This window comes from Fibrobacter sp. (assembly GCA_024398965.1).
In the GTDB taxonomy this organism is placed as follows: domain Bacteria; phylum Fibrobacterota; class Fibrobacteria; order Fibrobacterales; family Fibrobacteraceae; genus Fibrobacter.
Genome location: JAKSIF010000003.1, coordinates 1 through 12,536, shown reverse-complemented (window position 1 = coordinate 12,536; position 12,536 = coordinate 1). Strand labels below are relative to the sequence as shown.

General features: G+C 50.8%; 10 protein-coding genes. 4 read left to right on the top strand and 6 right to left on the bottom strand.

Annotation, left to right across the window (positions count from 1 at the left end; all coding sequences use genetic code 11):
* Nucleotides 1–18: 18 nt before the first annotated feature.
* From MJZ26_01875 to MJZ26_01865, 3 genes are all read right to left on the bottom strand, one after another.
* Nucleotides 19–1,107 carry a Fic family protein gene (locus MJZ26_01875; GenBank protein MCQ2104517.1) on the bottom strand — a complete coding sequence of 363 codons (1,089 nt, stop codon included), beginning with the start codon at nucleotides 1,105–1,107 and terminating at the stop codon, nucleotides 19–21.
* Between the two features lie 326 nt (nucleotides 1,108–1,433).
* On the bottom strand, nucleotides 1,434–3,950 hold the full coding sequence (locus tag MJZ26_01870) for a glycosyl transferase (protein ID MCQ2104516.1): 2,517 nt from the start codon (nucleotides 3,948–3,950) through the stop codon (nucleotides 1,434–1,436).
* Between the two features lie 168 nt (nucleotides 3,951–4,118).
* A complete protein-coding gene (locus MJZ26_01865; protein MCQ2104515.1) occupies nucleotides 4,119–4,745 on the bottom strand; it encodes a PadR family transcriptional regulator in 627 nt (208 codons plus the stop codon).
* Nucleotides 4,746–4,925: 180 nt separating this feature from the next.
* Here MJZ26_01865 and metG point away from each other — a divergent pair, with 180 nt between their 5' ends.
* Nucleotides 4,926–7,019 (top strand): methionine--tRNA ligase, encoded by a 2,094-nt coding sequence (metG, locus tag MJZ26_01860; protein ID MCQ2104514.1) that lies wholly within the window; start codon nucleotides 4,926–4,928, stop codon nucleotides 7,017–7,019.
* Nucleotides 7,020–7,097: 78 nt separating this feature from the next.
* On the opposite strand, the gene MJZ26_01855 is transcribed toward metG, so the two are convergent.
* On the bottom strand, nucleotides 7,098–7,658 hold the full coding sequence (locus MJZ26_01855) for a hypothetical protein (GenBank protein MCQ2104513.1): 561 nt from the start codon (nucleotides 7,656–7,658) through the stop codon (nucleotides 7,098–7,100).
* A gap of 106 nt (nucleotides 7,659–7,764) precedes the next feature.
* Here MJZ26_01855 and MJZ26_01850 point away from each other — a divergent pair, with 106 nt between their 5' ends.
* The gene (locus MJZ26_01850) at nucleotides 7,765–8,145 is read left to right on the top strand and encodes a VOC family protein (protein MCQ2104512.1); all 381 of its coding nucleotides are present in this window, start codon (nucleotides 7,765–7,767) and stop codon (nucleotides 8,143–8,145) included.
* 9 nt (nucleotides 8,146–8,154) lie between these two features.
* Here the strand turns inward: MJZ26_01850 and MJZ26_01845 are convergent, their stop codons facing one another.
* On the bottom strand, nucleotides 8,155–10,530 hold the full coding sequence (locus MJZ26_01845; GenBank protein ID MCQ2104511.1) for a diguanylate cyclase: 2,376 nt from the start codon (nucleotides 10,528–10,530) through the stop codon (nucleotides 8,155–8,157).
* A gap of 159 nt (nucleotides 10,531–10,689) precedes the next feature.
* Here MJZ26_01845 and MJZ26_01840 point away from each other — a divergent pair, with 159 nt between their 5' ends.
* Both MJZ26_01840 and MJZ26_01835 read left to right on the top strand, forming a co-directional pair.
* Entirely contained in the window at nucleotides 10,690–11,475 is a 786-nt protein-coding gene (locus tag MJZ26_01840; protein MCQ2104510.1) for a queuosine precursor transporter, read from the top strand.
* Nucleotides 11,476–11,498: 23 nt separating this feature from the next.
* The gene (locus tag MJZ26_01835; GenBank protein ID MCQ2104509.1) at nucleotides 11,499–11,984 is read left to right on the top strand and encodes an 8-oxo-dGTP diphosphatase; all 486 of its coding nucleotides are present in this window, start codon (nucleotides 11,499–11,501) and stop codon (nucleotides 11,982–11,984) included.
* 100 nt (nucleotides 11,985–12,084) lie between these two features.
* On the opposite strand, the gene MJZ26_01830 is transcribed toward MJZ26_01835, so the two are convergent.
* Nucleotides 12,085–12,536, bottom strand: a 452-nt coding sequence (locus tag MJZ26_01830; GenBank protein ID MCQ2104508.1) for a hypothetical protein, incomplete at its 5' end; no start/stop codon positions are given.

The window sequence follows — 12,536 nt, the reverse complement described above, 5'->3', positions numbered from 1 at the left end:
AATTTAATTTGCAAACTTCTACTCCAGCACCAGGTGGTACGTCCTACGCTTGGCGGCTTCGTCGTCGCACTTGATAAGGCCTTTTTGACATAAATCCTGCAGGTCGCGGTTGGCGGTATCCGAGGAGCATTTGCCAAAGTTCGCCCAGTTCTTGGAATTCATCTTGCCTTCGTAACCGTTCAGGTAGATGTTCAGGATTTCCTTCTCTCGCTCCGTCACGGCAACGTCTGCAAAGCGGTTCCAGAACAAGGTCTTTTTCATCACCAGGTCCAGCGAAACTTCTGCATCGCGCAAGGAGTAAAGCAGGGTATTCATGAACCATACCAGCCACTGGGTAATATCCCCGTTGCCATGCTGGGTCAACTCCAGAAGGCGGTAATATTCCTTACGGTCCTTGTTGATCTGGGTGGACATATTGTAAAAACGCAGGCGGCTCTCCTCCCCCTTCGCCAGCTGGATATCCGCAAGGATTCGGGCCAGGCGGCCGTTGCCGTCTTCAAAGGGATGGATGCTCACAAACCAGAAATGGGCAATGGCGGCACGCACCACCCAAGAATTGTTATCGAAGCCGTTGAACCATTCCATATAACGGTTCATTTCTGCAGGAACTCGCTCCGGCTTGGGGGCCTCGTAATGGACCTTCTGGCGGCCCATGATTCCAGATACCACCTGCTCCTCGCAGGTTCTGTACTTTCCCACCTCCAGGCGGGCGCCGTTGCTGAAACGGTCCTGGAAAAATGCCGCTTGCCAGCCGAACAGAATTTCATCGGTAATTGCGCGGTCGTAATGCTCCATGGCATCCATCATCACGGCCACTACGGCCTCCACCCCACGGGAATAGGCGACCTTGTCACCATCGATGCCAAGCCTTGTTGCCACCGAGGAACGAACCTGATCCATATTCAGCTCGATGCCCTCGATTTCGGAGGAACGGATAATGTCTGCGGTCAGGTTTTCCGCCACTTTTGAAAGTTGCTTGTCAAACCCCAGGCCAAGGAGGCGACCGTAGAGATGCCCCTGAGCAATACGCACCTTGTCAACCAGGGGCGTAACCTCGCCCTTGTTCCAGTAAAAATCAGTCCAATGCGGCTTTTCGTGAATATACATAGCATTACCGTCATTAAATATACAATAATGACGCATAATTTGCGGCATTGTTTAGAGAAAAATGACGCAAAAAATAATAATGGTTATTGAAAAACGCAAAAAAAAAGAAGCCCGTCTTTGCAGACGAGCCTCTTTAAATCAATTCAGATTCAAAAAATCACAGATAACCTAGCGAGGGTATATGCGAAAAAAAAGAAGAGGTCCTTTCCAGAACCTCCTCTTCGAAAATTTTTCAGAGCCTAGCAAGAGCAGGAGTGAGCCCCCGTAGCGTACAAGTAGTACGTAAGGGGGCGAACGACGAACTATTGCGACGGCTATGGGAAATTTTAGCCCAGAGTTACTTCGACCTTGTGGATGCCGCTAGTAAACACCGGTGCGACGTTGGAATCGATTTCCTTGCCGTCAACAACCATCTTGGCAACGCCCTTGCAGACGTGCTTCGGGTTCTTCACGGAGATTTCGTAGGTAGCGCCACGGAACTTACGGGTCACCTTGAATTCGCCCCATGCGGAAGGAATGCAAGGATTGATGATCAGGCCCTTGAAGCTTGCGCGAACACCGATGATGAACTGGGTAGCAGCCTGGTAGGTCCAGGAAGAGGTACCGGAGAGCCATGCGTTACGGCCCATACCGAACTGCTTGTGTTCGTCACCGAGGATGTTCTGCGGATAGCAGTACGGTTCGGATTCGAATTCGTCCAGCTTGACGTTCTTTGCAGCGGGGTTGATCTGGTTGTAGTACTGGAATGCCTTGTCGCCACGGCCAAGGATAGTTTCAGCGATCATCACCCACGGGTTGGTGTGGAGGAAGATACCGCCGTTTTCCTTTGCTCCAGGAGGATAGGTGGAGATGCCACCAACGGTCGGATCGAAGCCGCGGTAACCCGGAGTAGAGCTCTTCACACCGTTAGCAGTGTTCAGGAGCTTGTTCAGGCTGTCCATGCCCTGTACTGCGCGATCGCCGTAAGCGATGCCAGAAATCACAGACCAAGACTGGCTGTTGCAATAGATCTTGCCGTACTTAGCCTTGTTGGTACCGTAAGCGGTGCCGTCCTTGCCGAACCAGCGGATCCACCACTTGCCGTCCCAAGAACTGTCGTTGAAGGCCTTCTTGATTTCTTCGTACCACTTCTTGTACATGTCCAGGGACTTCTTGTCGCCGGTAGCTTCGCAGATGTCCATCATTTCCAGAAGGGCCTTTGCGTACAAGCCGGAGTTGAAGTTGGATTCTGCACCCAGCGGGAGGTTCATGCAGTCGTTCCAGTCAGCGAAGCCGAGGAGCGGAAGACCATGCTTACCCATGTTGGAGTGAGTGAAAGCGAGAGAACGCTTGAGGTGTTCGAGGACAGTGCCCTTCGGACGGTCAGCGCGCTTCTTGCCAGCAACGTAGAACGGAATTTCTTCGTCGAGGAGAGCGAGCTTGCCAGTTTCCTTGAGGTAGTTAGCAACGGTGAGAACGATCCACAGATGGTCGTCACCGTACCAGTCGGCATACATCGGATTGCCCTTTTCGTCCTTGACGCCAGCCTTTTCGCGGGAGTCACCGGCGTTAGCTTCGTTGCCGTTATCTTCAGCAAGAGCGAGCGGAGCGTACTGGTGCATTGCGTTACCTTCGGGGCGCTGTACGGAGAGAAGGTTCTTAGCGAGTTCCAGAGCTTCTTCCGGCATGTGGCTCATAACGCCCATGAGGTCCTGGCTGGAGTCACGGTAACCAATACCGCGGCTGGTGCCGTAGCCCAGCTGGTACAGGGACAGGTAACGAGACCAGTTCTTGGTGGTGTGGCACTGACGAGGATTGTGCACGTTCACCATGGAGTTGAATGCTGCATCCGGGGTTTCCACCTGGATGGTAGAGAGGTACTTGACCCAGAACTGAGCCAGTTCTGCGAAAGCCTTGTCGACGTTCTTGAGGTCGCGGTACTTCTTGATAGCCTTGTTAGCAACCTTGAGAGACTGTTCCTGACCGAGCTGAGTGCAGGTACGGAAAGTCTTGCCGGCAGCAACCTTGCCAGCGTGAATCATGAGAGCAGCGATGTTGTCGCCACGGTCGCATTCAGAGTTGGAAAGTTCCTTGTTAGCGAGAGAGAGCGGAGCAGCCCAGGAGCCCATTTCGTTGGAGCCGAGGAATACGCGGCGGTCGCCATCGAAGGAGGAAACCTTACCGTTGGCGGTAACGTAGTTCACGGCGAAGTCACGCTTCATGTAAGCATACTGTTCGAGAACCAGGCAGCCATCCTTTTCCGGATGAGCCTTGAGGGTCATGGTCTGGGGAACCCAGTCAGCGTTGGTGAGCTGCTTTTCAGCTTCGAAGTGGCTGAATTCGTAAACGGGAACAATATCAATTTCCTTAGCGGCCTTAGAGATATTGGTAACCTGGATGTCCTGGAGGAGGGTGTTGGATCCGGTCGGAACGAAGATGGTGACCTGAGTGCGAACGCCCTGGCATTCAGCGATCCAACGCATGTAGGACAGACCAACGTGGCATTCCCACTTGTCCATCTTGGTGAGGGTCGGAACCACGAACGGAGAGAACACGCTGTAGCCACCCTTAGCATCCTTAACGCGGATGTAAACAGTGCTTGCCTTGAAGTCAGAGCAAGGCATCTGAGCGATGTACTTGGTAATACGGTTCAGAGCGGGGTCGCCCTTGCAAACCAGGGTACCACCGGTAGTATCAACAATACCACCGAAGTTCAGGGTACCAACGTAGTTGCACCACTTGATCGGGGTTGCCGGGTTGGTGAGAACGTATTCTTTAGCAGCGTCATCGAAGTAACCGTACTTGGCGGCGGCCTTAGCGGACACCTTCTTTGCAGCGGGCTTCTTTGTCTTTGTTGTAGCCATTTTATCTCCGTTATAGAGGGGTTGTGATTTAAAAATTACGAGGTATGAATTACGAATTATGAGACTTTTGACGGTTCAAATTTCGTCCACACCATTTTCCGTTTAAAATCTAGAAATAAAAAATGGAGGCAGGGATAGGCTACCCCTATGACCTCCTATAAAAGTCACCTATTTTACTTCGGAAGATTCCTTTAATTCATTCTGTTTGAAGTTTTCGAAGGGGCGGTTACCGAAATTGATATAGAAATAACCATCCAGCTTCTTGTTGCGGATCGGGTCACGTAAAATGCCGATTGCTGCACGCACGTACTTCAGTTCCACCAGAATGTGGTCGCGGCTCATGCAGTTCAGGAACGGGCCTTCCGGATAGAGCGTGGGGCGCGGTTCTTCCGCAATCATCTTCTCCAAATTTTCAATTTCAGCCACAAGGCGGCGTTCATGAGCCTCCAGGGTACGGATCAGTTCCTTGTTGTCGGCGCCGAAAAGGAAAGCAAAGCCCAGGGTACGAGGGTCGTCGTTAAAACCGGTCAGGTGCTTGAGAACTTCCTTCTTGAGAACGTCCCTACCCTTTTCGGTAATATTGAACACGACTCGTTCAGGGCGGTTTCCGTCACGTTCGGTACGGCCCACGATACACTCGTTCTTTTCGAGCGTAGTCAGACGATTGTACACCGTAGAGGTGCTCAGGTTTGCCCAGCGGTCCAGTTCACGTTCACGAATCGCGGTAATAATATCATAACCGCTGCTTTCGTGTTCCAATATAAGACCCAGCAAAACCAAGTCGTAACGATTCATATTCCATCCTCTTCTAATACCCAAGTATTCCAACTTGGAATAATTCCAATATATGCAATTTTTGAAGCAATAGTACAAAAAAATGAAATATTTTTTTCTTTCTTAGAATATCCAGACAGCTAACCTAGGGTCCAGGTTTCAAGCCTCTTCATCTTTGGAATATTTACTAAATTTGGGCCCATGAAGAACTTTTACGTTACTACCCCGATTTATTATGTGAATGACGCACCTCATATCGGTCATTCCTACACCACCGTCCTTGCAGACATTCTTACCCGCTTCCACAAGATTCTTGGCTACCAGACCTTCTTTTTGACCGGTACCGACGAACACGGCCAGAAGGTGCAGCGCGCCGCCGCCAAGCGCGAAGTGGACCCGCAGCAGCATGTAGATGAATACTACCATCACTTCGAAGACCTGTGGAAGAAGATGGGCATCTGCAACGACTTCTTTATCCGCACCACCTATCCCGAACACAAGGCTTACGTGCAGGAATGCCTGCAGAAGCTGTGGGACAAGGGCGAAATCTACTCCAAGGAATACGAAGGCTGGTATTCCGTTGGCGAAGAACGTTTCTTTGGCGAAGACGAACTGGACGAAAACAAGTGCGACCCCATTAGCCACCGCCCGGTGGAATGGCTGAAGGAAAAGAACTACTTCTTCAAGATGAGCAAGTACCAGCAGCAGCTCATCGACCACTTGAACAACAACCCGGACTGGATCGTTCCCGACTACCGTCGTAACGAAATCCTGGGCTTCCTCCGCCAGCCCCTGAACGACCTTTGCATCAGCCGCCCGAAGGCACGCCTTAGCTGGGGCATTCCTCTGCCTTTCGATGGCGACTACGTAACCTACGTGTGGTTCGACGCCTTGCTCAACTACGTGAGCGCCTCCACCGCCTTCCACAAGACTTTTGCCGACGGCACCCCCATTTGGCCCGCCACCTACCACCTGATCGGTAAGGACATCCTCACCACTCATAGCGTGTACTGGCCCACCATGCTCATGGCCCTGGACATTCCTCTGCCCAAGCATATTCTGGCCCACGGCTGGTGGCTGGTGAACGGCGGCGAAAAGATGAGTAAGTCCGCCGGTAACGTCGTAAAGCCCATGGACTACATGGAAAAGTACGGCGACGACGCCTTCCGCTACTACCTGGCCCGCGAAATGGTGGTTGGCCAGGATGCAAACTTCACCCACGATTCCTTTGTCCGTCGCATTAACGCCGACTTGGCAAACGACCTGGGTAACGTTCTGAACCGCGTCCACAAGCTGGTGCTCACCAACTTCGAAGGCAAGCTCCCCGCAGCTGTCGTTATGGATGACGCCGCCAACGACGTGATGAACCTGGCCAAGAAGGTTATCGAAGACATCAAGCAGGATCTGCCCCAGGCACGTCTTTCCCAGTCTATCGAAAACATCATGAGTCTGGTCCGTAGCATCAACCGCTACTTCGAAATCAAGGCTCCCTGGAAGCTGGCCAAGGACCCGGCCGCCAAGGATGAACTGGCAACCGTTCTCTATGTGGCAGCCGAAGCCGTGCGACTCAGCCTCTGCATGCTGTGGCCGGTGATCCCCACCAAGGCTGAAGAAGGCCTTACTATGCTGGGCACCAAGTTCACCAGCGCTGAAGACCTGGTCTGGGGTCTCATGAAGGGTGGCGAAGCTTTCGGTGAAGGCAAGCCCCTGTTCCCCCGCATCGAAGAAGAAGTGAAGCCCCAGCAGCAACAGCAGCAGGCCAAGCCCAAGCAGAACAAGCCCCTGACCGCAGCAGATGTTCCTGCCGCCATGGACCTTCGCGCAGCAAAGATCGTGGAAGTGGCAGACCACCCGGATGCAACTTCCCTCTACGTTCTGAAGGTGGACGCAGGCGAAGGCGAACTCCGCACCGTTTGCTCCGGCCTGAAGGCTAGCTACGAAGCTTCTGAACTTAAGGACCGCATGATTCTTTTGTTTGCAAACCTGAAGCCCGCACCCCTCCGCGGCATCATGAGCGCAGGCATGCTCTTCGCAGGCGACCTAGAACCGGAAACCCACAAGTGCCGCCTGGTGGCCGTACCTGAAGGAGCAAAGCCCGGTGACCGCGCACTGTTCAAGGGCGTCTCTCCCAGCGAGCCTCGCGAACTGAAGCTGAAGGATTTCGACAAGATCGCTCTCTCCGTCAAAAACGGCGAAGTGTTCTGCACTGCCGGCGAAGGTGCCGCACCCATCGCGTTGGAAATCGGCGGCAAGGCCGTAACCTGCGACGTTCCGGAAGGCAACGGCGTGCATTAACGTTAGATTCTCGCCTTCGCGAGAATGACAATTCAAAAAAGGCCCGCTTCAAAGCGGGTCATTTTTTTTCGATTCAGATTACTCTGAGCAACTCGCATCAAGATGACACAAAGCCCCTGCCGCCATAAAAGGCGCTGCTTTCAACATCACACGAAAAGCGGTCCTACGTTCCCGATCCCTGTCCCTTTCGAGAGGATCACGCCAGTCCTTTTTGCGTTCCTTCATTTTCTGTTCACGGTCCCAGCTTTCTTCAGTGATGGGACAGTCATCGGTACAGCTAATCTCTTTTACGGGCTTCTGCACAGCCTCTGGAATTTCGGGAATCCAGCAGTAGCGTTTTTCCTTTTTCTTTTTGCGTCCCTGGACAACGGTCGTCTTGCAATACATGGCAAGAGAGTCTTTGCCTATGTAAAACTTATCCGCCCCTACCGTATCGTCCACGGCAACATTAAATCCAAGGCCAGTGCTTTGTGACTCGACGATTTGAGGATTCTTGTCGAAACGGACAGGTCCATCAAGATTTGGATTAACCAAAGAATCCGACTGGACTGGCAACAACACAAGCTGGGCATGGCTATTCATGGCAAAGCAGAACAGGCCCGCAAATAAACCAAGGAATTTATAGGAAGGACATTTCATAAGCTAACCCCGATAGCTCTAATATAGGCTTTTTTTTCGAATACGGATTTGCGATTCGTCGAAACAAAATCTACTTTCGTCAAGGAATTCAACTGACGAGCAATTTATGAACCTTACACAAGTCCATCACATCGCCATCATCGGCAGCGATTACGAGAAGTCCAAGCATTTTTATGTGGACCTTCTGGGATTTAAAATCATCCGCGAAAATTACCGTACAGAACGCGGAGATTACAAGATTGACCTGCAGTTAAACGGCATGGAGTTGGAACTGTTCATCATTCCGGGTAGGCCGCCCCGCCCCAGCTACCCCGAGGCAAACGGCCTTCGTCACCTGGCATTCCACGTAGAATCCGTAGATGCAACCGTTGCAGAGCTGAACGCCTTGGGAATCGCAACGGAACCTGTTCGCGTGGACGACTACACCGGAAAGAAAATGACTTTCTTCAGCGATCCCGACGGATTGCCCCTGGAAATACACGAATAAGAATCCTGTCTATCGACGGGTATGGCCACTCATCATGACCAGCTGCTTATCCGCAATTTCATCCCAGTGATCCAAGGCAACCTTGGCGATAGCCGGATCGTACATTACGCCCACATTCTTCTCGATTTCTGAACGGCAGAAATCCAGGGAAAGGGCGTCGCGATAGCAGCGTTTGCTTGTCATTGCATCAAAGGAATCCGCAATGGCAATAATGCGGGCACCAATAGGAATGTCATCGCCAGCGAGGCCCTCCGGATAACCGTGACCATCGTAACGTTCGTGATGATGAAGCACAATCTGAACCAGTTCCTGAGTATAGTTGGACTGCATCAGGATTCTAGCACCAATAACGGGGTGCTGCTTAATAACAGAAAATTCTTCGTTAGTCAATCTGCCCGGCTTACTAAGGATGGCATCGCTAACGCCGACCTTGCCAATGTCGTGCAACAAGGCTGCATCAGAAATCAAGTGCTGGGTTGACTCAGAAAGTCCAAGAGCCTTGGAAAGCATATTGGAAATTTCCTGCACGCGGTCGGAGTGATGAGCCGTATAGGAATCCTTGGCTTCCTCGATAGAATTCAAGCAGGAAACCAGTTCCCTCAGGTTCTGGTTTTCACTAGTCTCACGACTGTGGTGAGAGCTCACCTTGTCGTGATACATGTTCAGGTCGGCATCCAGTTTCCAGTCACAGATGGACTTGCGGACGCCCATGTCGTTTTTCAAGAAACTTTCACCTATGGCCATGGAAAGTCTGTAGAGAGCATCCTTGTTGTATTCGTCTACCGATTTTTTCAGTTTGTTCCTAAGTCTATAAAGTTGTTCGTGGTCGGCCTTCACCAGCACCACAAACTCATCACCACCGATTCGGAAGCAAGATCCTACATCGGCAAACGCAGAGGAAATGGCCTTGCCCGCAGCAACAATCAAGGCATCTCCAGCCAAATGGCCAAAGGTGTCGTTGGTATACTTCAGGCCATTCACGTCTATCATCACCATGACCCAGTTTGCACTTAAATCTTCTTCGTTGCTAATGCCTTTAAGCATTTCATCAAAGGCCAGTCTATTTTCGAGGCCAGTAAGACTATCCGTAGTAGCAAGATCTTGAAGCTGACGGTTGAATACCTGAAGCTTGCTGTTCATCTCCTCCAACTCAAAGGAGGTCTCGCGAATGAAGGTGGCCATACGGGCAGCCAATGGCAGCTTAGACTGTTTCTTAGAAGTAGATTCTGCTGCTGTTAGTTCTTCCCTACCGCAGCCTTCGCGCATGGACGCAATCACCAAGGTGATGTTGTGCTGGTTCAGATGACCTTTTTCGCGGATAAATTCGCCATGGGAGAAGAACCCCACGCTTTCTGCGATGTTCTTAAGAGGCAGAAGTTCATAGGTCGGCTCGTGACTGGACCAGAAGGCCTTTCGCGCTGCACAGGAGAAAATATGCATCATGTCCGGTTTGAACTTCTTAATTCTTTCACCTTCCTGGCGGATGCTTTCGAGAATCGTCTGGGGTTCGCCATAGGACAAGCGCACAATGGACTCTACATCAATATCCGAGGACATGTTCAAGGAGCCATCGGGATTACTTGCCGCAGGAGCACGTACAATGGTTGTGCCATTGTGTTCATACAGCAAGGGGAATTCGAGGGCATTGTAGAAAAAGTTCTCATCGTTGCCGATATTCAAATACTTGCGGTATATGTCATAGGCAGGAACGCCACCCAGTTCGTAAAGAGTACTTCCGTTGGCCCGGGTCACGTGAAAATTTCTGCCAAGAGGTTTCCAACCGCTGATCTTGATAGACTCCACAAAGAATTCATCGCCTCCATAGAACATGATCAACAGACCATGGGGATTGAATCCCCCAACGGAAGAGAACACGCAGGAATCAGAACTGGTGATATCCATGGAGCAGACTATTCCACCAAAAACCTGGATGTCGTTACGTAGGCCATGCAATCCGTCGCAAATCTTTGTAGTGGAGAAATCGGAAATGGTGTAGTGCATCTCGATAGCCTTGACCCACGGATTATTCTGAGCGTCAGCAACAATGCTTTGGGCTATCTTTTCTACGGACGTAGACTTCATGTCGTACTGGAACAACTTGAAGCGTGTTGATGCTTTCTCAAACAAAGTTGCGGTAACAGAGATTTCGGCGGACTGTTTACAATCCACAATGTTTCCGCTGGTGGAGTTTCCCAGCCAGGGTACACCGGGAAAAACCTCTTCGATGGAAGTCCAGACAGACCTAAGGCGAGCCTCGTCGATTACGGCGGAATGGATATGGAAAAAGAGGGATCCCTGCGCCGTTGAGCTATACGATTCCTTGAACTTAGACAGTTCCTTTTTAAAACTAACCGTATCTACAAAGGAAAAGACTCGTTTTTGCATCAACCTTTCTCCCCAAAAGTAAAACTGAGACCCGTGAAAAATATTTGTAAGATTAAAGATATACAAACATACGTCACAAGTGTAAAAAACTCAAACAAAACAACTCTAAAATAGAATAATCAAATCATCTCGGATATTTTTTCTAACTTTTCCTAGACTATGAAACAAGTTTCGGAAAACCTTGATAAAACCGTCCCTAATAATGTGTCTGATTTTGATATCGGCGCAAAAAAGGATCCCTTCTCCCCATTGGTAGTCATTGCCGGCCTGATGGTGGCCTGCTACTTGACATCAAACGTGATGGCAGTGAAACTGCTGTCGGTCTGCGGCATTACCATTTTCGATGCCGGAACCATCACCTTCCCCCTGGCCTATATGCTTGGGGACGTTCTCACAGAAATCTGGGGATTCAAGACAGCTCGCAAGGTTATCTGGCTCACCTTCTTCTGCCAGGTGTTCATGGCGGTATTCACCTTCATCGGTACCACACTCCCCTACCCCGACTTTACGGAAGAAACGGCCAGCGCCTACTCCACCATTTTCAGTTTCGTACCGAGAATCACCGTGGCTTCCCTCATTGCGTTTTTGCTTGGGGAATTGACCAACGCCTGGACCATGGTGAAGATTCGCGAGAAGACCGGACGCAGGCTTCTTTGGGTGCGAACCATCGGCAGTTCCCTTTTCGGCTACATCGTAGACACCAGCATCTTTGTGCTGATCGCCTTTGCTGGCACGGTGCCCACCAACGACCTAATCAGCATGATCGTGGTGCAGTTCCCGGGCAAGCTTGCTATTGAAGCCATCTGCGCAACACCTATCGCCTACGCCCTCATCAACTGGCTGCGTAAACGTTTTGAAGCCATGGAAGGCAAGCAAGAATTGGTGCTGAATTCTATCACAGAAAGCCTTGACGGCCTCCGCAACGAAAACGACAAACTCTCGTAATTCATAACTCATAATTCATAATTATGCTAAACACCACCCTCTGCTACATCGAGCAAGATGACAAGTATCTGCTACTCCACCGTGTCAAGAAAAAGAATGACATCAACAAGGACAAGTGGATTGGCATCGGCGGAAAGTTCGAGGAGTGGGAATCCCCCGAGGATTGCATCAAGCGCGAAGCGATGGAAGAGACCGGACTAACCTTGATTAAGCCCAGGTACCGCGGCATCGTAACCTTCATTAGCGACGGCATGGACCAGACCGAGTTTATGCACCTGTTTACAGCAACCCAATGGACCGGCGAAATCAAGGAGTGTGACGAAGGCAACTTGGAATGGGTTCCGAAGGCAGACGTTGCGAAACTCCCCCACTGGGACGGCGACCTGATCTTTTTGGCCCTGTTGGAACGGGGCGAGCCCTTCTTCAGCCTGAAACTGACCTACAAGGGCAGCACCTTGACCGAGGCCCTTTTGAATGAAGAACCGGTGAAGGTGGAAGATTTTATTTAATCAAAAGTCATTACATAAATCTGTAAAACTCTACATTAAAAAAGCCCGAAACACATTTCATGTTCGGGCTTTTATTTTTTACAGCGAAATGGAAGTGCCGCTACCTAACATTAAACGAACGTATTACACCGTTCTGCTTGATGATATACTTTCCTGGATATGGCATTACATAGTAAGTTTCTGTATTTGCTGTAACATATAGCCTTGCGACTACATGACCCAAGAGATCATATATCGAGACAATTCCGTTCTGCGTGCTGGATATACCAACGCGGAGTCCATTAACCTCAAGCTTCATACCAAACTCTGGCTGTAACTGCTGTACAGTGGTGGGTTTTTCTTCGTTACTGGAGCTGGAGGAACCTGCCTCACTACTAGAGCTGGAGCCTTCGGTGGAACTGCTGGAGGAGCCAGGAACGCTGCTGCTAGAGGAGCTTACGTCGCCGCTGCTGGAGCTAGAGGAACCTGCCTCGCTACTGGAGCTGGAGCCTTCGGTAGAACTGCTGGAGGAGCCAGGAACGCTGCTGCTAGAGGAGCTTACGTCGCCGCTGC

Excerpts from the sequence above, each read along its gene's own strand:
- MJZ26_01855 (MCQ2104513.1), bottom strand. The coding sequence starts at position 7,658 with ATGAAATGTCCTTCCTATAAATTCCTTGGTTTATTTGCGGGCCTGTTC.
- metG (MCQ2104514.1), top strand. The coding sequence starts at position 4,926 with ATGAAGAACTTTTACGTTACTACCCCGATTTATTATGTGAATGACGCA.
- MJZ26_01870 (MCQ2104516.1), bottom strand. The coding sequence starts at position 3,950 with ATGGCTACAACAAAGACAAAGAAGCCCGCTGCAAAGAAGGTGTCCGCT.
- MJZ26_01840 (MCQ2104510.1), top strand. The coding sequence starts at position 10,690 with ATGAAACAAGTTTCGGAAAACCTTGATAAAACCGTCCCTAATAATGTG.
- MJZ26_01845 (MCQ2104511.1), bottom strand. The coding sequence starts at position 10,530 with ATGCAAAAACGAGTCTTTTCCTTTGTAGATACGGTTAGTTTTAAAAAG.
- MJZ26_01850 (MCQ2104512.1), top strand. The coding sequence starts at position 7,765 with ATGAACCTTACACAAGTCCATCACATCGCCATCATCGGCAGCGATTAC.
- MJZ26_01865 (MCQ2104515.1), bottom strand. The coding sequence starts at position 4,745 with ATGAATCGTTACGACTTGGTTTTGCTGGGTCTTATATTGGAACACGAA.
- MJZ26_01875 (MCQ2104517.1), bottom strand. The coding sequence starts at position 1,107 with ATGTATATTCACGAAAAGCCGCATTGGACTGATTTTTACTGGAACAAG.
- MJZ26_01835 (MCQ2104509.1), top strand. The coding sequence starts at position 11,499 with ATGCTAAACACCACCCTCTGCTACATCGAGCAAGATGACAAGTATCTG.